The organism is Streptomyces sp. NPDC031132, assembly GCF_055570595.1.
This window is the reverse complement of sequence record NZ_JBVIGX010000003.1, coordinates 103,732-126,577: the sequence shown is the minus strand read 5'-3', so window position 1 is coordinate 126,577 and position 22,846 is coordinate 103,732. Positions and strand designations below refer to the sequence as shown.

The following is a 22,846-nucleotide window of genomic DNA, read 5'->3' as shown; positions in this document are numbered from 1 at the left end:
ACATGAACAACGAGCAGAAACTTCGCGACTACCTCAAGCGGGCAACGGTCGACCTGCGGGAGAGCCGTCAGCGTGTGCAGGATCTGGAGGAGCGCGCGCACGAGCCGATCGCGATCGTGGGCATGGCGTGCCGGCTCCCGGGCGGTATCGCCTCCCCGGACGACCTGTGGGAGCTGCTGAGCGCCGAACGTGACGCGGTCGGTCCCTTCCCGGAGGGCCGCGGCTGGGACCTGGAGAACCTGTACCACCCGGACCCCGACCACCTCGGGACCTCGTACGCCCGCGAAGGCGGCTTCCTGTACGAGGCGGACCGGTTCGACGCCGAGTTCTTCGGCATCAGTCCCCGCGAGGCGGCGGCCATGGATCCCCAGCAGCGGTTGCTGCTGGAGACGGGCTGGGAGGCCTTCGAACACGCGGGCATCGCCCCGACCGCGCTGAGGGGCACCCGTACCGGGGTGTACATGGGCGTCATGTACGACGACTACGGCTCCCGGATCCCCCAGGCGCCCGAGGACTTCGAGGGCTACCTGCTGACCGGAAGCGCGGGCAGCGTCGCGTCGGGTCGTCTGTCCTACACCTTCGGCTTGGAGGGGCCGGCGGTGACGGTCGACACCGCGTGTTCCTCCTCGCTCGTCGCGCTCCACCTCGCCGCGCAGTCGCTGCGCCAGGGTGAGTGCTCGATGGCGCTTGCCGGCGGTGTGACGGTGATGGCGACGCCGGGCACGTACGTGGAGTTCTCCCGGCAGCGCGGTCTGTCGCCGGACGGGCGGTGCAAGGCGTTCTCGTCGTCGGCGGACGGCACGGGCTGGGCCGAGGGCGTGGGCGTGCTGGTGCTGGAGCGGCTGTCGGACGCCGAGCGCAACGGGCACCGGGTGCTGGCGGTGATCCGCGGTTCCGCGGTGAACCAGGACGGTGCGAGCAGCCAGCTGACCGCGCCGAACGGGCCCTCGCAGGAGCGGGTCATCCGGGCCGCGCTGGCCAACGCGCGGCTGTCGGCGTCCGAGGTGGACGCCGTGGAGGCGCACGGTACGGGTACGCGGCTGGGTGACCCGATCGAGGCGCAGGCGTTGCTGTCCGCTTACGGCCGGGCCCGCGGGGACGACAACCCGTTGTGGCTGGGTTCCCTCAAGTCGAACATCGGTCACACGCAGGCCGCGGCGGGTGTCGCGGGCGTCATCAAGATGGTCATGGCGATGCGCGAGGGGGTCATGCCCTCGACCCTGCACGTGGACGAGCCGACCCCCGAGGTCGACTGGTCGGCGGGCACGGTGAAGCTGCTGACGCAGGCTCAGCAGTGGCCGGAGCGCGATCGTCCGCGCCGTACGGGGGTGTCCTCCTTCGGGATCAGCGGGACCAACGCCCACGTGATCCTCGAAGAGGCGCCACGCGAGCCTGCTGCCGATCCGGTGACGGGACCGGATGCCGTCGTACGACGGTCCGAGTCGGGCCGACCGGCGCTTGCGGCGCCGTGGCTGCTCTCGGCCAAGTCGGAGACAGCGCTGCAGGCACAGGCGAGCCGGCTGCTGACCTGGATCGCCGGCCACCCCGAGGCGGATGACGCCGACGTCGCTGCCGTCCTGACCGCTGGGCGCGCCCAGCTGGGTCGGCGCGGCGCGGTGCTCGGATCCGACCGGGCCGGACTGCTCGCCGGCCTCACGGCCCTGGCCGCGGGTTCGGCGTCCCCGCACGTCGTGTCGGGTGTCGCCACCACCGGCGAGACGGCCTTCCTGTTCACCGGTCAGGGCGCGCAGCGCCTCGGCATGGGCGCAGGGCTGGCCGCCGCGTTCCCCGTGTTCGCCGCTGCCCTCGACGAGGTGTGCGCGCAATTCGACGCCCTGCTGGGGGTGTCGCTGCGCGAGGTCATGTTCGGCGGGACCGGTGGTGCCGGGGACAGCGCCGCCGACACCGAGCGCAAGGCCCTGCTCGACCGGACGGAATACACGCAGCCGGCGCTGTTCGCGTTCGAGGTGGCGCTGTACCGCCTCCTGGAGTCGTTCGGCGTGACCCCGGACGTGGTGGTCGGGCATTCGATCGGTGAGCTGGCCGCGGCCTACGTGGCCGAGGTGTGGTCCCTGGCCGACGCGTGCCGGCTCGTTGCCGCCCGCGGTCGACTGATGGGCGCGCTGCCGACCGGGGGAGCGATGCTCGCCGCCGCGGTGTCGCAAGAGCGGGCGCTGGAACTGCTCGAGTCCGGGGCGGTCTCGTTGGCGGCCGTGAACGCGCCCGCGGCGACGGTGTTCTCGGGCGAGACGGCGGCGATCGTCGCACTGGAGGACCAGCTGGCGGACGAGGGCGTGAAGACGACCCGGCTGACGGTCAGCCACGCCTTCCACTCGGCGTTGATGGAGCCGATGCTCGCCGAGTACGAGCAGGTCGCCCGATCGGTGGAGTACCGGGCGCCCCGCATGGGCGTGTGCTCCACGGTGTCCGGAGAGCCGGCCGGTCCCGAACTGCTGACGCCGCAGTACTGGGTGCGGCAGGTGCGCGAGGCCGTGCGGTTCGCCCCGGCGGTGCAGTCACTCGTCGACGCGGGCGTGCGCCGGTTCGTCGAGGTGGGTCCGGACGCGGTGCTGGCGGCGATGACCCGCCAGACACTGACCGACGAAGTGGCGTCCCGCTCGCTGGTCGCGGCGGGGGCCCGCCGCGGTGTCGACGAGGTCGGCCAGTTCCTGCGGCTGCTCGCCGCCGCCCACTGCTCGGGCCTGACCGTCGACTGGGCGCTGCTGTCACCGGGAAGGCCGGTCACCCACCTCGACCTGCCCGTCTACGCCTTCCAGCAGCGCCGCTACTGGGTGCAGCCCGACGACGGCGCGCTCGGTGACGTGGGCCGCGCCGGTCTCTCCACGCTCGACCATCCGATGCTGCGCGTCGCCGCGCAGCTCGCCGGTCGCGACGAGTGGCTGTTCAGCGGCAGGCTCTCCACCACCGACCAGCCGTGGATCGCCGACCACACGGCCTTCGGAGCGGTGCTCCTGCCCGGCACCGGGTTCGTGGATCTCGCGCTGGCGGCGGGTCGCCGCCTGGAACTGCCGGTCGTGGACGAACTCGTCCTGGCGACGCCGCTGCTGTTCGACGGTGACGCTGCCGTGGACGTGCAGCTCTCGGTGACCGAGCCCGACCACACCGGCCGTCGACGCCTGTCGATCCACTCGCGTGCCGTCACCGGCACCGAGCGGTCCCACCCCGGCGAGCCGGACTGGACGCTGCACGCCACCGGCACCCTCGCCCCCGACGACGGCGTGGCGCCGGCCTGGACCGACCCCGACTGGCCGGCGGCCGACGGCACGCCGATCGACGGAACGCGTCTGTACGACCGGCTCGCCGACCTGGGATTCGGCTACGGCCCGAGCTTCCAGGACGTGCGCGCCGCCTGGACCAGTGGTGACGACGTGTTCGCCGAGGTGGCCCTGGACGAGGCGACAGCGGGCCGGGCGGCGGGCTTCGGGGTGCATCCGGCGCTCCTGGACGCGACCTTCCACGCTGCCATCGACGTGCTCGCCGACGACCTCCCCGACGGCAGGCTGCCGCTTCCGTTCTCCTTCAACGGCGTCCGTGTGTTCCGGCACGGCGCCACCGCGGTCCGCGCCCGCATCATCCGTTCGGGTTCCGAGAAGGTACGCATCGACGCCTGCGACGCCACCGGCGCCGCGGTGCTGTCGATCGACGCCGTGCTCGCCCGCCCCGCGGACGCGACCGCTCTCGCCGGTACCCGCAGCCCCCTCTACGCCGTCGACTGGGCGCCGGTGACGGCGCCAGCGGTGCCGGACCGGCAGCTGGTCGCACTGGGCCGACCCGTCGCGGGCTGCGCCGAGACGTTCGAGGACGTCGCGGCGTTCGCGACAGGGGGCCACACCGGTGCGGCTGTCGTCTGGTCGCCCGCAACGGCGCCGGCGGACGGCGACGACGTCCCCGCGACGATCCGCACCGCCGTGCACGACGCCCTCGCGGTGCTGCGCGACTGGCTCACCGAGCCGGCCTGCGCCGACTCGACGCTGATCGTGCTGACCCGCAAGGGAGCGGGTCTGCCCGGAGAGACGCCGGACCCCGCGGCAGCGGCCGTCCGCGGCCTGGTACGCAGTGCGCAGTCGGAATACCCGGGGCGCATCGTGCAGGTCGACCTCGACGACAACGACCTCGCGGACCTGCACCGGCGGATCGCCGCCGCGGTCGCCACGGACGAACCACAGCTCGCGCTCCGCGGCGGCGCCACGCTGGCACCGCGGCTGATGCGTGCGACCCCCCTCGAACCGGCCGCCGGGCACTTCGGCGACGGCACGGTCCTGATCACCGGCGGCGCAGGCGGCCTGGGCGCCGTCACCGCCCGCCACCTGGTCACCCGGCACGGGGTGCGCAGCCTGTTGCTCGTCTCGCGCCGCGGCCTCGCCGCGCCGGGTGTCGAGGAGCTGGTCACCGAGCTGACCGGGCTGGGCGCCGACGTACGGGTTGCCGCGTGCGACGTCAGCGATCGCGCCGCGGTCGCGGCGCTGCTGGAATCCGTACCGGCGCACGCACCGGTCACCGCCGTCGTGCACACCGCGGGCGTGGCCGACGACGGCACCATCGAAACCCTGACCGCCGAGCAGGTGGACCGGGTGCTCGCCCCGAAGGCCGATGCCGCCTGGCACCTGCACGACCTCACCCGCGGCATGGACCTGTCGGCGTTCGTGCTGTTCTCCTCCGCCGGGCCGCTGCTCGGTGGGCAGGGCCAGGGCAACTACGCGGCCGCGAACGCGGCGCTGGACGCGCTCGCCCAGGCGCGCCGCAGCGCCGGTCTGCCCGCGCACTCGCTGGCCTGGGGGCTGTGGAAGCGCGGCATGGCCGAGGTGCTGAACGACCCGGGCGCCGAACATCTGGTGCGTCAGATCCGCACGCGTCTCGGTCTGTCCCCGATCGAGCCGGACACCGGCATGCAGATGCTCGACAACGCGTTGACCACGGGCGAACCGGTGCTGATGACCGCGCTGCTCGACACACCCGCCCTCACCGCGCTGGGCCGGCTCGGCACGCTGCCCGCGCTGCTGCGCGGCCTGATTCACGTACCGACGCGCGGCCAGGTCGGCGACAGCCCGTTGCGCCGGCGGTTGCTCGAGGCCCCCGCCGATCAGTGGGAGGTGCTGATCCGCAACGAGGTCCGCGCGATCGCCGCCGCGGTCCTCGGCCACGAGTCGGCCGACGCCATCGACCCCGAGACACCGTTCACGGACCTGGGCCTCGACTCGCTCGGCGGAGTCGAGTTCCGCAACCGGGTGACCGCCGCCACGGGTGTTCAGCTCCCGTCCACGCTGGTGTTCGACTATCCGACCGCCGCCGCCGTCGCGGGCTTCCTGCGCACCCGGGTCGACGGTTCGGAGCCGACGCGACCGCGCCCCGCCCCGACCGGTGCCAGGGGCAGGGCCAGGGCCGACGAGCCGATCGCGATCGTCGGGATGAGCTGCCGCTATCCCGGCGGCGTCGAGAACCCCGACCAGCTCTGGGAACTGATCGCCGGGCGCGTCGACGCGATCACCCCGATCCCGGGCGACCGCGGCTGGGACCTCGACCGCCTGTACGACGCCGACCCCGGCAAACCCGGCAAGATCTATACCCGGGAAGGCGGATTCCTGCATGCCGCAGGTGATTTCGATGCCGCCTTCTTCGGAATCGGGCCCCGCGAGGCAGCGGCGATGGACCCGCAGCAGCGGTTGATGCTGGAGGCCTCCTGGGAAGCGCTCGAAGACGCCGGTATCGATCCGACCTCACTGCGGGGCAGCGATACCGGGATGTACGCGGGCGTCATGTACCAGGACTACGGCTACGCGGCGCGCGATGCCGCCGACGGTGCCGCGGAAGGCTACCTGGCAACCGGAGCGGCCGGCAGCGTCGTCTCCGGCCGGGTGTCCTACGCCCTCGGTCTGGAAGGACCCGCGGTGACGGTGGACACGGCATGTTCCTCCTCGCTGGTGGCCCTGCACGTGGCGGCGCAGGCCCTGCGCGCCGGGGAGACTTCGCTGGCCCTGGTCGGCGGAGTGACGGTCATGTCGACCCCGCTGCTGTTCGTGGAGTTCTCCCGGCAGCGGGCGCTGTCACCGGACGGGCGCTGCAAGCCGTTCTCGAGTGCTGCGGACGGTGTCTCGTGGGCCGAGGGCGTCGGCGTGCTCGCCCTCGAGCGGTTGTCCGACGCGCAGCGCAACGGGCGCCCGGTGCTGGCCGTGATCCGCGGCAGCGCGATCAACCAGGACGGGGCGAGCAACGGCTTGACCGCACCGAACGGTCCGTCCCAGGAGCGGGTGATCGCGCAGGCACTGGTCAACGCAGGGGTGACCGCGGCCGAGGTGGACGCGGTGGAGGCGCACGGCACCGGCACCACGCTGGGTGACCCGATCGAGGCACAGGCGCTGATCAACGCCTATGGACAGGAACGCGCCGAGCCGCTGCGGATCGGGTCGCTGAAGTCGAACATCGGGCACACGCAGGCGGCTGCCGGTGTCGGCGGAGTGATCAAGATGGTGCAGGCGCTGCGGCACGAGGTGTTGCCGCCCACCCTGCACGTTGACGCGCCGTCGCCGCACGTGGAGTGGCCGGCGGGCGCGGTACGGATCCTGACCGACGCCGAGCCGTGGCCGGTCGGGGAGCGTCCGCGCCGGGCGGGCGTGTCGTCGTTCGGGATCAGCGGGACCAACGCGCACGTGATCCTCGAAGAGGCGCCCGCGGTCGCGCCGCGGCCGGTCGATGCACCGCGCCCGGCGGCCTTGCCGCTGCTGCTGTCCGCGCGGACGCCTGCCGCGCTGCGGACCCAGGCGCGCCGTCTGCACGACGCGCTGCGCGAACGTCCGGAGCTCGACCTGACCGACGTCGCGGTGACGCTGGCGCTGCACCGCGCGCAGCTCGAGCAGCGCGCCGCCGTCGTGGGCTCGGACCGGGAGACGCTGCTGGCGGCCCTGGCGCGCCTGGCAGCCGACGAGTCGGCACCGGGCATCGCCGACGGCGCCGGTCGGACGGGCACGACGGCGTTCCTGTTCACCGGTCAGGGCGCGCAGCGGATCGGGATGGGCGCCGGGCTGTACGGGGCGTTCCCGGCTTTCGCCGCCGCGCTCGACGAGGTGTGCGCGGAATTCGATGCACACCTGGGCCGTTCGCTGCGGGACGTGATGTTCGGCGCGCAGGCCGCTGAGAGCGGCACGACTGCCGAGACCCTGCTGGACCGCACCGAGTACGCCCAGCCCGCGTTGTTCGCGTTCGAGGTGGCGATGTACCGCCTCGTCGAGTCGTTGGGCCTGACGCCGGACGTGCTGGCCGGGCATTCGATCGGCGAGCTGGCCGCGGCGCACGTGGCCGGGGTGTGGTCGTTGCCGGACGCGTGCCGGCTCGTTGCGGCCCGGGGTCGATTGATGGGGGCGCTGCCGGCAGGCGGGAGCATGCTGGCCGCCGCGGTGCCGGAGCGGCGGGCCGTCGAGCTGCTGGCGGCGGTCGATGCCGACCCGGCGGCCGGCGCGGTCTCGCTGGCCGCCGTGAACGCTCCCGACGCGGTGGTCTTCTCCGGAAACACCGAGGCGATGTCCGCGCTCGAGTCGAGGCTGGTGGCCGAGGGCGTCAAGACCAGCAGGCTGCGGGTGAGCCACGCGTTCCACTCCGCCTTGATGGATCCGATGCTGACCGAGTTCGCGGAGGTCGCCGCGGGCCTGACGTACCACGAGCCGCGCATACCCCTGTGCTCCACGGTCTCCGGCGCGTTCGCCGGCGATGCGATGGGTACGCCCGAGTACTGGGTACGGCAGGTGCGCGAGGCAGTGCGCTTCGCCCCGGCGGTGCAGTCACTGCTCGATTCGGGCGTGCGCCTGTTCGTCGAGCTGGGCCCGGACGCGGTGCTGACGACCATGACCCGCGCCGCTCTGCCGACAGACCTCGCAGAGCGCGCGTCGGTGGTCGCGGGATCCCGTCGCACGGTCGCCGAACCCGAGCAGCTGGTCGCCGCGCTGGCAGCCGCGCACGGTGCGGGCCGGCCGGTGCGGTGGGCGGACTATTTCGGAGCTCGACCGCAGGCACGGATCACGCTGCCCACCTATCCCTTCCAGCACGAACGATTCTGGCTGCTGCCCGCGGAGGCCGCTGCGCCGCTCGCCGGTGCCGACTCCGTCGAGCATCCGCTGCTGCACGCCCAGGTGCAGCTCGCCGGCAAGGACGAGTGGCTGTTCACCGGCAGGCTCTCGCTGCGCACGCACCCATGGCTCGCCGACCACGCCGTCTTCGGCACGGTCTTGATGCCGGGTACCGGATTCGTGGAACTGGCTCTGGCCGCCGGTGCCCGACTCGGCGTGCCGCGCCTGGCGGAACTGGTGCTCGAGGCGCCGCTGGTTCTCACGCCCGACGGTGCCGCGGACATCCAGCTCGCCGTGGGCGAACCCGACGCCGATGGGCACCGGACCGTGGCCGTCCACGCCCGCGCCGCCGACGCCTGGGTGCTGCACGCCCGTGGCCTGCTCACGCCCGCCGCGCCGACCGCGGCGCCGGGCTGGTCCCAGGCGTGGCCTCCGGTTGCGGGCGATCCGGTCGACGGGCAGCAGGTGTACCGCGCACTCGGCGACCTCGGCTTCGGGTACGGCCCCGTGTTCCAGGGGGTTCGCGCCGCGTGGTCACGCGGGGAGGAAGTGTTCGCCGACCTGGCGCTCGACACCGACACCGCAGCGCGCGCCACCGCCTTCGGACTGCACCCGGCACTGCTGGACGCGGTGTTCCACGCGGCTGTCGACCCTCTCGCCGAGGGCGGGCCCGACGGCCCGGTGCCACTGCCCTTCGCCTTCGACGGCGTCCAGCTGGCACGGTCCGGCGCGGGTGCCTTGCGCGTCCGCATCGCCCGCACCGCACCGCACACCCTGTGCGTGGAGGCGGTCGACGCGACCGGCGCCCTCGTGCTGAGCATGGAGTCGGTGCGGGTCCGCCCGGTCGAGCAGCAGGTGCTGGCCCGGCTGCGCGGCGCGGCACCGCTGTTCGACCTCGAGTGGGTCGCCGTGCCCGCCGCCTCCCAGGCGGACGCCGGACGCGTCGTCGTGCTCGGCGACCCGGCGACCGTCGAGGCCCCCGAGCCCCCGACACGCTGTGCCGATCTCGCGGAACTCGCTGCGCTGCAGGATGTTCCCGACACGGTGGTGTGGTCGGCGCCCCGCGCAACCGGTGCCGGCGCGGCGGACGTACACGCCGGCGTGCTGACGACGCTCGCACTGTTGCAGGACTGGACGGGCGCCGAGCACCCCGGACGGCTCGCGATCGTGACGCGCACGGCCGCCGGACTGCCCGGCGAGGAACCCGACCTGGTCGGAGCCGCCGTGGCGGGCCTGGTGCGCAGCGCACAGTCCGAGCACCCGGGCCGGTTCCTGCTCGTCGACCACGACCGCGACGCCCTGCCGATCGAGTCGCTCGCCGATGCCCTGGCCCAGGACGAACCGCACGTGGCCGTTCGAGAGGGTCGGCTCCTGGCACCGCGACTGCAGCCGCTGCCCGCCACCGAACCGGGCCTGCCCCCGTCGTTCGACCACGGCACGGTGCTCATCACCGGCGGCACCGGCGGCATCGGCGCGATCGTCGCCCGGCACCTGGTCGCAGCGCACGGCGCACGACGACTGCTGCTGACGTCGCGGCGCGGCGGCGCCGCGGACGGCGCCGCCGAACTGGTCGCCGAGCTGACCGACCTCGGCGCCCGCGTACGGGTCGTGGCATGCGACGTCACCGAACGCACCGCGGTCCAGGCCCTGCTGGCCGACATCGACACCGACGCCCCGCTGACCGCCGTCATCCATGCGGCGGGCGTTCTGGACGACGGCACGATCGACACCCTCACCCCCGCGCAGACGACACGGGTGCTGGCACCGAAGGTCGATGCGGCTCTGCACCTGCACGAGCTGACCCGCGACCTGGATCTGTCGGCGTTCGTGCTGTTCTCGTCCGCGGCGCCGTTGCTCGGCGGACAAGGACAGGGCAACTACGCCGCCGCGAACAGCGCGCTGGACGCACTGGCACGCGTGCGGCGCAGCGCGGGCCTGCCCGCGCACTCGCTGGCCTGGGGACTGTGGACCGTCGGCATGGCAGGGATACTCGGCGGGGACGGCGCCGAGCAGTACGCCCGCCAGATCCGGGCCAGGCTGGGCCTGGTCCCGATCGACCCGGAGTCCGGGATGGCGCTGTTCGACAACGCACTCGCGACCGATCGGGCGACACCGATGACGGCACTGCTGGACACGGTGGCGCTCACCGGCCTGGCGCGCGGCGGCACACTGCCCGCGGTTCTGCGCGGCATGGTCCGGGTTCCCCAGGCCGCAGCGAGCACCGGTGTCAGCCTGGCGCGGCAACTGGCGGGCCTGCCCGACGCCGACCGCGACGGTGTGGTCCTGCGAGAGGTGCGCAACGTCGCCTCGGCGGTCCTCGGCCACCTGTCCGGCGACGCGATCGACCCGTACGCGCCGTTCACCGAGCTCGGTTTCGACTCCCTCGGTGCCGTCGAATTCCGCAACCGGCTGGCACAGCTGACCGGGCTGGCGTTGCCGTCGACGCTGATCTTCGACCACCCGACCGCCGCCGATGTGGCGAAGCTGGTGCGATCGCTGATCGAGGAGTCCGGAACCGGCGTGGTCGAGCAGGCACCGGCCGGTGTGCGCGGCACGATCACCGACCTGGTGTCGGCGGCGCACCGCCGCGGTGATCTGGCGGGGGCGATGCCCCTGCTGACGGCGAGCTCGGCCCTGATGACCACGTACTGCGCCGGCGAGGCCGCCGCACGGCGTCCGGCTGCTTCGCAGCTCCTGGCCCGCGGCGCCGCGGCACCGGCCCTGATCTGCATCCCCTCGTTCCTGGCGGGATCGGGACCGCACCAGTTCGCCCGCCTGGCTCGCGAACTGGGCGGCGAGCGGCAGGTCAGTGCGTTGCGGCTGCCCGGTATGCGCGCGGGCGACGACCTGCCGGCGACATGGGCAGCGGCGATCGACAGCCTCGCCGCCTCCGTCGCATCGGAACTCGAGCGAGGCCCGGTGGCGCTCATCGGCTACTCGGCCGGTGGTGCGCTCGCCCATGCGGTCGCCCGGCGGCTCGAGGACGGCGGCGGCGAGCTCGCGGGCGTCGCGATGATCGACACCTACTCCCCGGAAGACCACGAACTCAACCGCCTCGTGCTCACCGACGCGCTGGGGCAAATCCTGTCCCGGGACAACGCACTGACCCCCGTCGACGACCACGGCCTCGTCTCCATGGGCGGCTACGTGCGGATCTATCCCGAGCGCGAGGCCAAGTCGATCGCCGCGCCGACGCTGAACCTGCGGGCCACCGTGACGCTGAGCAGCTTCGGGGACGTCGACCCCGTCCCCGACTGGCAACACCGTGGACCGGCCCAGTACGTCGAGGGAGATCACTTCTCGATCATCGAGGAACAGGTCGCACAGACCGCCGCGCACCTGCGGCGCTGGCTCGATTCGCTCAGCGGCCACTGATGTCCGAACCGTCAGATCCGAGGAACGAGGAAACATGACAACCCTGGAAAAGTGCGGCGTGCGAGCCTAGAGCCTTCCTGGAGAATCGGTCGATTCCCCGTAGGCATGCCCCTGGAGAATCGGTCGATTCTCCAGGGGCGCGCCCTGGAGAATCGGTCGAGTTCTCCCGGCGCATCCGGTGCCCGGGTGGAGAAGCCGATCGCGTTCCGCTCCTTCGGCGGTGTCCCGCGGCGCCGGTCCCGTACGCACAAAGGTGCTGGACAAACCACGTGAACCCGACATCCCTGCCCGAGACGCCCACGGGCGATGCGACGCGACGGCCCCGGAGACATGAAATCCGCTCGGTCGCAACCATCCGGAAGTGAAATTCTTCGACTCGCAAATCCGTCAGAGGCATAAACCTGCGTGGTGCGCAAATCCAGCAAGGGCATACAGTCCGCTCGGTCGCAACGGTTTTGGCGGGAAAATCCAAACTTGACAGCGTTGTCCAGGTTGCCTATATTCCCATCGGCCAAGTCTCCGCCCACCGATATCCGAAGGTGTTCATGACCGTGCCTCCCGCATTGCCGAAATCCAGGCAGCAGTTAATTCTTTCCATTCTCATGCTGTGTTCACTGCTGATCTGGATAGAAAACACCGTCCTGAGTACCACGCTGGAGACCCTTGCGGATCCGGTCCGTGGACTGGGGGCCGATCCCGGTCAGCTGCAATGGGCGACCGGTGCGTACACCCTGGCCTTCGCCACGTTGATGTTCACCGCGGGCGCACTGGGCGATCGGTTCGGCCACAGGACCGTTTTCTCCAGTGGGCTGGTGATCTTCGCCGCGTCCTCGCTGTGGGCGGCGTACGCAGGCGATGCGGCCCAGCTGATCGCAGCTCGCGTTGCGATGGGTGTGGGCAGCGCGCTGATCACGCCCGCCATGATGGCCATCCTCATGTGGACCTTCACCGGCCCCTCGCGGGCTGCCGCGATCGGCATCTTCTCGACGTCGGCCGGTGTCGGAATGGCTGCCGGCCCGGTGCTGGCGGGTTTCCTGCTCGATCATTTCTGGTGGGGCTCGGTCTTTCTGATCAATGTTCCGGTCGCGGCCTTGGCCTTTGTCGGGCTTGCCGTGCTGGTTCCGAATTTCCGCAGCCCCACACGGCGACCGCTGGACCCCGCTGGAATGCTGCTGTCGATCAGTGGGCTCGTGGCGTTGGCCTACGGGCTGATCCGGGCGGGGCAGGTGGCGTCGTGGAGTCGTGCCGACGTCTGGGTGCCGATCGTCGTCGGTCTGGTTCTGCTGGCCGTTTTCGTACTCGTCGAACTGCGCATCAGGGTGCCCAGCTTTGATCCGCGGCTGTTCGCGCAACGCGCTTTCGGTGGCGGCAACGTGGCGCTCGGACTGCTGCTCTTCGGGGTGGCCGCCATCACCTTCTACAACGCGTTCTACCTGCAAGGCGCGCTCGGGTTCTCACCGATGAAGGCGGGTCTGGCCAACATCCCGACCGCACTCGGCGCGCTCGCGGGGGCGCCCCTCGCCTCGCGCCTGGTGCGCCGTCTGCCGCTACGCCTCGTCGCCGTGCCGGCGCTCACCGTGGCTGCGCTGACCATGGGTGGGTACGCGTTCCTCGGACTCGAAACTCCACTCGCCTGGATCGAGATCCTGCTGTTGGTCCAGGGCCTCTCGGTCGGCATGGTGATCGGCCCCGTGACGGCCGCACTGATCGGCGACCTGCCGTTGGAACAGGCCGGTGCAGGGTCGGCCGTCACCAACACCGTGCGGCAAACCGGCAGTGTGATCGGAATCGCGGTGGGCGGCACGATCATGTCGATCACGTACCGACGTGCGATCGAACCTTCGCTGGAGGGTGCATCCGCTCCGGCGCAGGAGCAGGCGCGGGTCTCCGCCGAACAGGCCCGCCACGTCGCCGCCGCCCTCCACCAGCCCTCTCTTGCCCGGGCTGCCGACGATGCGTTCATCCATGCCATGCACGTCGGCGCGGGCTGGATCGCGGCCATCGCACTCCTGGGAGCAGCCGTGCTGCTGATCACCTTGCCTGCTGCCGGAAAGAAGAAGCCCCCGACACCGCAGCCGGACCACGAAGAGGCCCGCAGCGCCGAGCCTCGATCCACCGTGTGACGGGCTGTCTTTTTTGGGGGATTTGACTCGAATCGAAGGAGACGCCTGTTGTCGAAAATGAATGATCCCGCGGTGCGTGCGGTCGAATCGGAGCGGGATTATGTGTCCTCCTTGTACGAGCTGCTCACCGAGCGGATTTCCGAGGCACGAGTAGAGCGCGCGAGTGTGCTGAAGGCCCCGGCGGAAAGCGCCGGTGAGGCGTACGAGAGGGAAATCGCCGCCGAGCGCCTGTCCAAGGAGATCGGCCGACTGGAGGGCGCCGAGAAGGGGCTGGTCTTCGGGCGCATCGACTGGACGGACGGCACCGCCCTGCGCATCGGGCGGATCGGGCTGCAGACGGAGGAGGACGACCTGCCCCTCCTCGTGGACTGGCGCGCGAACGCGGCGCGGCCCTTCTACGAGGCGACACCGGTCCACCCGATGGACCTGCGGCGGCGTCGGCACCTGCGCCTGGAAGAGCGCACGGTCATCTCGGTGAGCGACGAACTGCTGGACGGGACCGCCCCGACCGACGAGGACGTCGTGGGGGACGGCCCGTTGACCGAGGCTCTGTCGGCACGGCGTACGGGCAAGATGCACGCGGCCGTCGCGACGCTGCAGACCGAGCAGGACGAGATCGTCCGCTCCACCCACCGCGGGGTGACCGTGGTGCAGGGCGGGCCCGGCACCGGCAAGACGGTGGTCGCCCTGCACCGGGCGGCCTACGTCCTGTACGCGTTCCCGCGCGCCGCGGAGGAGGGCGTCCTGGTGGTGGGCCCGAACGCCCGGTTCCTCGACTACATCTCCCAGGTCCTTCCCTCGCTCGGAGAGAACGACGTCGTTCTGGCGACCTGCCGGGAACTGGCCGGGGTGTCTCCCAACGCGGTGGGCCCGTTCGACACGGCGCGCCTCAAGGGCGGCTGCGACCTCGCCGACGCCCTGACCGGCCTGCTGCGCGTCCACCAGGCCCCCGCCGGTGACTTCACCGTGCGGGTCGGACAGGAACTGCTTCACCTCCCCGGCGACGAGGTCGCCGCGGCCCGCGACGCCGCCGTGGCAGCCGTACCGGGGCACAACCCCGCGCGGCAGGTGTTCAAAGAGCTCTTGGTCGACGCCGTCACCGACGCGATGCAACGAGACATGGGGGACCTCCTGGAGCAGATCGACGCCGATACCGAAAGGGTGACGGGCCTCAACCTCGACCGGTTCACGGGGGCCGCCCAGCGCCGTGTCGAAGGTGCGGCCGACCCGGGCCCCGTCCACGAGCTGGACCTGGACGCCATCCGGGCCGATCTCCTCGACGACGCCGGCGTCGACCGAGCGGTCGAGGCGTTGTGGCCGCGGCTGATACCCGGTGACCTCGTGAAGGCGCTCCTGACGAACGCCGACGCTCTCGCCGAGCACCTGCCCCGCCTGACCGCGCAGGAGCGGTCCCTTCTGCTGCGCGGTCCGGACGACCCGTGGACCGATGCCGATGTGCCGTTGCTGGACGAGGCGGCGAGCCTGGTCGACGGCCCCCCCGAGCGGACGTACGGGCACGTCGTCGTCGACGAGGCGCAGGAACTGACCGCCATGCAGTGGCGGATGATCGTCCGCCGCTGCCCGTCGAGGTCGATGACGCTGGTGGGTGACTTCGCCCAGGCAGGCCCGGTCGCGACGGCACGCGACTGGAAGGAAGCACTGAGCCCCCACGTCGGACCGCGGTTCAAACTGCACGACCTGACCGTCAGCTACCGCACGACCCAGGAGATCCTGGAGAGCGTCCGGGACCTGCTCACGCGGATCGCTCCGGACCAGAAGCCCACGCGGTCACTGCGAAGCGGTGAGAGCCCTCGCACCGTGACCACGCCTCCGGACGGGTCGGTCACCGCCGTCGTCGAGGAACTCCGCGCCCAGAGCGCCGCGCACCCGGGCGAGCTCCTGGGAGTGATCTGCGCGGACACCCGGGTGGGTGAACTGACGGCCCGGGGCATCGCTCACCAGGCACGCATCGTGCCGGCGTCCGAAGCGCGCGGCCTGGAATTCGACGGGGTCGTCGTCATGAACCCCGAGGAAATCATCACGAACCGCCCCGGTGGGGAAAGGGACTTGTACGTGGCCCTGACCCGGGCCACCAAGCGCCTCTGCACCATCACCGTCCAGCCCGCCTGACGGCTCGGCGCCCGCGTCGTCGCCGCGGGCGCACCCGGCTCAGATCGGGGTCATCGAACGCGGCAAAAAGTTCCGCGGGCCTGTGCTCGACTCTCACTTGAGAGATGCCTTGTCGATTGGGCGTGGTGAAAGCGTAGGAACTCCCGCCATTGCAGGTCAGCAGGCACCTCTTCCTATTCCCCGCCCACCAACAGCCCATCACGCGGTGGCTAGTTCGGAGTGGACACTGCCCGCAACTCCGTGCCATGCTCATCTATCAGGAGTCGAACCTTCCAGATTTTAATGCGAGAAAATGGGGGGATCGCTGATATGGCTGACGGGGGATCACTGATATGGGTAGCGTGAAGGGTAGGTTGACGCTGCAACCGATTTCGGGCAGCGGAAACCACGAATACTACGGAAGTCAGGCAGACCACTTGGCGCCTGACATGTCTGGCAGGCGAGCTTCCCCGCAAGCGGGGCGATCCCTGTTGCAGACCGAGATAACGCTGATCATCGAAGATGACATTCGTCGATACAGTATCGAGGGAATGCTTCGTTCGCTCGGCATCCAGTTGGCAGTGCAATCCATCGCGGATATCGAAGATCTCGCGACATTCAGCAACGGCCAGCTGATCATTTCAGCCGGCAATGCTTTGGGGGCTTTGCCCGACGAGACCGCCGAAAAGCTGCGCATTCAGAACATACATGTACTGATCCTGGTGGATCCGGCAGACGTTGTCGAGCAAACCTGGGTCGATCATGCCAACGGTTTCCTGGACTGGGCGGATCTCCGCCCCGAGACCCTGCGCGAAGCGATCGTCGACGTGAAGGCCGGACGGTTCCACGTGTCGGCGACCCTGGCGCGACGATCCGTGACGGCGCCCGGCCAGGACGGTGATGACACCACCTCGAAGCGCGCGTCGATGATTGCACTGACGGCACGTGAACAACAGGTACTGCGCCTGATTGCCGAGGGGCTGAGCAATCGACAGGTCGCTCGATCGCTGACCATCTCTGAACATGGGGTCAAGCGCACGGTCGGTATTATTTTGGCCAAGCTCAACTGCCCAAATCGGACTCTTGCGGTTGTTCGGGCCATAGAGTCGGGGTTCCTCGTCATGTGACGTGTCAACCCATTGGCGAAGTCGTGCGAACTTCCACTGCTTGACGCGCAAGCCGTCATTGATTCCGGATGGGAACGAATCTTTTGGGGTCGGGCGACTCGTTGCCCTTCCGTCCCGGCCGTACCTTGATTGCGGCGAATACCTCGAACGACACTTTGCGCTGTTGGTCGAGGTCCTGTTCTCCGGCCGGCCACTTTCGAGCCACATCGCCCGGTACTTTTCTTTCGGCCTGGGAGGCCGACTCGAACTGCGCGCGTTCCCGTCGCAGCGACCTTTTCGGTCCATTGCTCTTCCAGTTCGGCCAACTTGTCGGCCCGTTGCCGCAGCCGGCTTTCCTTCGGTCGGATTCGCCAGGAGCAAGCGCTGTATCTGCGTGTCGACCATCGGGCGGTTTGGCGGTGGACGATGACCGCTCCGCGGCGAGCCGCGTTCTCTTCGTTGCGTCGGTGCGGGTTCGCGACGCCCTTGCCGCCGCCCGGGACGACGCAGCCGCCGTCCTGCGGTCGTGCTTCTGCCGGTCGCCGGAGATGCGCCAGTACGCGATCAAGAGGGCCCCGCTCGGGCCCGTCTCCTCCGCCGGGGCGTGGGGGATGCTTCCCCTCGGTTACGTACGGTGTGCACCCTGTCACTCCCGGGTCTGACCCTCGATTGCAGGGCCGGAGCCTCCAGATCGTGCGACGATGCCGATATGAATCGACTGGCCAACTCCCAGTCGCCTTATCTGCTCCAGCACGCCTCCAATCCAGTGGACTGGTGGCCATGGGGAGAGGAGGCGATGACAGAAGCGAAGCGGCGGGACGTGCCCATCCTCTTGAGTGTGGGCTATGCGTCCTGTCACTTAGGCTTCTGATAATCCACTGGTGCCACGTCATGGCCCATGAGTCGTTCGAGGACGAGCTGGCCGCCGCCTACATGAACGAGCACTTCGTCAACGTCAAGGTGGACCGCGAGGAGCGGCCCGACGTCGACGCCGTCTACATGGAGGCCGTGCAGGCCGCCACCGGGCAGGGCGGCTGGCCCATGACCGTGTTCCTCACCCCCAATACCGAGCCGTTCTACTTCGGGACCTACTTCCCGCCCGAGCCCCGGCACGGGATGCCCTCCTTCATGCAGGTCCTCGAGGGCGTGCGGACCGCCTGGGTGGGGCGGCGCGAGGAGGTGGCCGACGTCGCGCAGCGGATCGTGCGGGACCTGACCGGGCGGCAGTTGGACTACGGCAAGGCCGGCGCCCCCGGCCCCGAGGAGCTGGTGCAGGCGCTGCTCGGGCTGACCCGGGAGTACGACGCCGTCCGCGGCGGATTCGGCGGGGCCCCGAAGTTCCCGCCGTCCATGGTGCTGGAGTTCCTGCTGCGCCACCACGCGCGCACCGGGGCCGAGGGGGCCCTCCAGATGGCCGCCGACACCTGCGAGGCCATGGCCCGGGGCGGAATCTACGACCAGCTCGGGGGCGGGTTCGCACGGTACTCCGTGGACCGGGAGTGGGTCGTGCCCCACTTCGAAAAGATGCTCTACGACAATGCGCTGCTGTGCCGGGTGTACGCCCACCTGTGGCGGGCCACCGGCTCCGACCTCGCCCGGCGCGTCGCGCTCGAGACCGCCGACTTCATGGTGCGCGAGCTGCGCACCAGCGAGGGCGGCTTCGCCTCCGCGCTCGACGCGGACAGCGAGGATCCGCTGACCGGCCGGCACGTCGAGGGTGCGTACTACGCCTGGACGCCCGCCCAGTTGGCCGAGGTGCTCGGCGAGGACGACGCGGCGCTGGCCGCCGCGTACTTCGGGGTGACGGACGAGGGCACCTTCGAGCACGGCGCGTCCGTGCTCCAGCTGCCGCAGGACGGGCCCGTCGTGGACGCCGGGGTGATGGCCGGGATCAGGGAGCGGCTGCTCGCGGCGCGCGCCGTGCGGCCCGCGCCCGGGCGGGACGACAAGGTCGTCGCCGCCTGGAACGGTCTGGCGATCGCGGCGCTCGCCGAGTGCGGGGCGTACTTCGACCGGCCGGACCTGGTCGAGCGGGCGACCGAGGCCGCGGACCTCCTCGTCCGGGTGCACATGGACGGCCGGGCCCGGTTGGCCCGGACCAGCAAGGACGGGCGCGTCGGCGCCAACGCCGGGGTGCTGGAGGACTACGGCGACGTCGCCGAGGGCTTCCTCGCGCTGGCGGCCGTGACCGGCGAGGGGGTCTGGCTGGAGTTCGCCGGGTTCCTCGTCGATCTGGTCCTGGACCAGTTCACGGCCGAGGACGGCTCCCTCTACGACACCGCGCACGACGCCGAGCAGCTCATCCGCCGCCCCCAGGACCCGACCGACACCGCGGCTCCCTCCGGCTGGACGGCCGCGGCCGGCGCCCTCCTCTCGTATGCGGCGCACACCGGCTCGCAGGCGCACCGCACGGCGGCCGAGCGGGCGCTCGGGGTGGTGCACGCGCTGGGTCCGCGCGTCCCGCGCTTCATCGGGCACGGACTCGCGGTGGCGGAGGCGTTGCTCGACGGTCCGCGCGAGGTGGCCGTGGTGGGGCATCCGGAGGACCCGGCTCTGGCCGGGCTGCACCGGGCGGCGTTGCTGGGGACGGCTCCCGGGGCCGTGGTGGCGGTCGGTCTGCCGCGGGCGGCCGACGGCAGCGGGGGCGAGTTCCCCCTGCTGGCCGAGCGCACACTCGTACGCGACCTTCCCACGGCGTATGTGTGTCGACATTTCGTCTGCGCGCGGCCTACGACAGATCCGGTCGAGCTTGCCGAGCAGTTGGGTGCAGTTCGTCCCTGAATCTGCGGGAGTGCCGTCAATTCCGGTTACCTGTAGGCAAGTTCGGAAACGCATTTTTCATCTGCGCAGCTCCTGAGTTTCGTTTTTGCTGCCTAGTCTCGTGTCTTCGGGAGTCGCTGGGGAGTCGCCGGAACAGCGCACTGGGGGGTGCGCCCGAGGGGGAAGCAGGGGCGGGCGGGCCGGGGGGCCCGCCTTGATCCCCTGGGGGGTTTGCCGATCGCCGCCTGGTGTCGCGGCATGTCTGTGGGGGACGTTTTGTACACCTCTGTCGTCATATCTGTGATCTCTTTTGCGCTGTTCTGGATGGCCGCGTTCACGCTGTGGTGGCAGATGCACGCGTGGCGCACGCCCGAGACGCTCGCCTCCACCCGGTTCGACCGCCCCGACGGCGAGGGCCGGCTGGCCTTCTCGCTCCTCCTGCCGGCCCGGCACGAGCAGGCGGTCCTGCAGCACACGATCGAGCGGCTCCTCGAATCGAGCCACACCGACTACGAGATCATCGTCATCGTCGGGCACGACGACCCGGAGACGGCCGCCGTCGCCGAGGCGGCCGCCGCCGGGGCGCCCGAGCGCGTACGGGTCGTCGTCGACCACCACGAGACCAAGAACAAGCCGAAGGCGCTCAACACCGCCCTCCCGCACTGCCGGGGCGACATCGTCGGAGTCTTCGACGCCGAGGACCAGGTCCACCCGGAGCTGCTCGCCCACGTCGACCACGCCTTCCGATCCACCGCGGCCGACGTGGTCCAGGGCGGGGTCCAGCTCATCAACTTCCACTCGAGCTGGTACAGCCTGCGCAACTGCCTGGAGTACTTCTTCTGGTTCCGCTCCCGGCTGCACCTCCACGCCGAGAAGGGGTTCATCCCGCTCGGCGGCAACACCGTCTTCGTCCGCACCGAGGTGCTCCGCGAGGCCGGCGGCTGGGACCAGAACTGCCTGGCCGAGGACTGCGACCTGGGCGTGAGGCTCTCCTCCGTCGGCAAGAAGGTGGTCGTCGCGTACGACTCCGACATGGTCACCCGCGAGGAGACGCCCGGCTCGCTGATGAGCCTGCTCAAGCAGCGCACCCGCTGGAACCAGGGCTTCCTCCAGGTCTACCGGAAGAAGGACTGGCAGCAGCTGCCCGGCCGCGGCCAGCGCTGGCTGGCCCGCTACACGCTGATGACGCCGTTCATGCAGGCCGCGTCCGGGGTGATCATCCCGGTCAACTTCGCCGTCGCGGTCTTCCTCGACGTGCCCGTCGGCGTCGCGATCGTCACGTTCCTGCCGATGATCACGGCGATGGTGACGTTCGTCTTCGAGATCGTCGGCCTGCACGACTTCGGCCGCCAGTACGGCCTGCGCGTCCGCTTCGTGCACTACCTCAAGCTCGTCGTCGGCGGCCCGTTCTACCAGGTGATGCTGGCGGGCGCCGCGATCCGTGCGGTCTGGCGCGAGCAGCGCGGCCGCAACGAGTGGGAGCTGACCAGCCACACCGGCGCCCACCTCACTCCGATCAGCGCCACCGCCGGGGTCTCCACCGCCGGCGCGTCCACCGCGATCCGAGAGGACAGCCGCCAGTGACCGCCACCCTGCCCACGGCCACTGATCCCCAGCCCGGCGCCACCGCGACCACCGCCGCCACGACCGTTGCCGAGCCCCGCGTCCCCGCCCAGCGCGGCCCGAGCAGCCCCGGCAGCCGCGGCGGTCTCGGGGTCCGGCCGCCCGCCCCGGCCCACCCCCTCGTCCGCTTCCGCTCCTCGCGCCCCGACCTGCTGCTCTGCGGGGTGGTCCTGCTCGCGATCGTCCTCGTCCAGGGCTGGAACATCACGCACTTCCCGACCCTGAGCGACGACGAGGGCACGTATCTCGCCCAGGCGTGGGCCGTCCAGCAGGGAGACGGCCTCGCGCACTACACGTACTGGTACGACCATCCGCCGCTGGGCTGGATACAGATAGCCGGCCTGACGTACCTGCCCTCCCTCTTCGTGCCCGACTGGATGACCGTCGCGCCGATGCGCTTCTCGATGGTCGCCGTCTCGGCCGTCAGCTCCGTGCTGATCTACGTCCTCGCGCGCCGGCTGTGGCTGCCGCGCTGGGCGGCCGGCCTGGCGATGGCGCTCTTCGGGCTCTCCCCGCTCTCCGTCGTGCTCCAGCGGGAGATCTTCCTCGACAACCTCGCCGTGATGTGGATGCTGCTGGCCTTCTGCCTGGCCGCGTCCCCCAGCCGCCACCTGTGGCACCACTTCGGGTCCGGACTCGCGGCCGCCACCGCCGTCCTGACCAAGGAGACGATGCTGGTGGTGCTCCCGGCGCTGCTGGTGACGATGTGGCGCCACAGCCACCGCGACACCCGCAAGTTCGCCGTCACCGGGGCCGTCACGGCCTGCGCGCTCATCGGGCTCTCGTACCCGCTGTTCGCGCTGCTCAACAGCGAACTGCTGCCCGGCGCCGGGCACGTCTCGCTGATCGACGGCATCACGTACCAGATGAGCCGGCCGGGCTCCGGCTTCATCCTCACCCCCGGCTCCGGTTCGAACGGCGTGTTCCGGTCCTGGCTGTACTACGACACCGTCCTGCCGCTCGGCGGGCTGGCCGGCGCGCTCCTGCTGCTCGCCACCCTGCGCTGGTCGGTCACCGCCCGCGCGCTCGCCGGCCCGGCGCTCGCCGCCGCCCTCCTCGCGGCCGTGGCACTGCGGCCCTCCGGCTACCTGCCGGCGATGTACGTGATCCAGGCGCTGCCGTTCCTCGCGCTGGTCCTCGCCGGGGGCGCGGCCAGCGTCACGCACGCCGTGCTGCGCCGCCGCCGTGCGCCGGGGGAGCGCCGGTCCCTGACGTACGGGCGCCGGGTGCTGATCGGCGTACTCGCCGCGGCCGCCGCGGTGTACGTCCTGCCGCGCTGGTACGACGGCAACCGCACCGCGCTCACGGCCGACGCGAACGCCCCGTACCGGGCGGCCGCGGCCTGGCTCGGCCGGGAGGTCCCCGATCCGGGGCGCACCCGGGTCCTGGTCGACGACGCGCTCTGGCTGGACGCCGTCCACCACGGCTTCGAGCCCGGGCTCGGCGCCATCTGGTTCTACAAGGCCGATCTCGACCCGGCCGTCACCAAGACGCTGCCGCGCGGCTGGCGGGACATCGACTACGTGGTCTCCTCGCCCACCGTCCGCCGGGACGCGGTGGACCTGCCCAACGTGAAGGCGGCGCTGGAGCATTCGACCGCGGTGGCCGTCTTCGGCTCCGGCGAGGACCGCATCGAGATCCGCAGGACCGACCGAGCCGACGGGAGCTGATCCGC

General features: G+C 71.0%; 5 protein-coding genes and 2 pseudogenes. All 7 read left to right on the top strand.

Annotated features, from left to right (window positions below; all coding sequences use genetic code 11):
* Positions 1-38: 38 nt before the first annotated feature.
* Positions 39-11,450, top strand: a pseudogene (locus tag ACZ49B_RS06300) (SDR family NAD(P)-dependent oxidoreductase); the annotation flags it as partial.
* Between the two features lie 545 nt (positions 11,451-11,995).
* Complete coding sequence (locus ACZ49B_RS06295; protein WP_468300954.1) at positions 11,996-13,573, top strand: MFS transporter; 1,578 nt, start codon at positions 11,996-11,998, stop codon at positions 13,571-13,573.
* A gap of 57 nt (positions 13,574-13,630) precedes the next feature.
* Complete coding sequence (locus ACZ49B_RS06290; RefSeq protein ID WP_468301553.1) at positions 13,631-15,703, top strand: HelD family protein; 2,073 nt, start codon at positions 13,631-13,633, stop codon at positions 15,701-15,703.
* 470 nt (positions 15,704-16,173) lie between these two features.
* Positions 16,174-16,809: a helix-turn-helix transcriptional regulator gene (locus ACZ49B_RS06285; RefSeq protein ID WP_468300952.1), complete on the top strand. Its 636-nt coding sequence runs from the start codon at positions 16,174-16,176 to the stop codon at positions 16,807-16,809.
* Between the two features lie 688 nt (positions 16,810-17,497).
* Positions 17,498-19,569 (top strand): annotated as a pseudogene (locus ACZ49B_RS06280) (thioredoxin domain-containing protein).
* Positions 19,570-19,806: 237 nt separating this feature from the next.
* On the top strand, positions 19,807-21,132 hold the full coding sequence (locus ACZ49B_RS06275) for a glycosyltransferase (protein ID WP_468300950.1): 1,326 nt from the start codon (positions 19,807-19,809) through the stop codon (positions 21,130-21,132).
* Entirely contained in the window at positions 21,129-22,841 is a 1,713-nt protein-coding gene (locus tag ACZ49B_RS06270) for an ArnT family glycosyltransferase (protein ID WP_468300948.1), read from the top strand. Before ACZ49B_RS06275 ends, ACZ49B_RS06270 begins: the two co-directional genes overlap by 4 nt.
* Positions 22,842-22,846 lie beyond the last annotated feature (5 nt).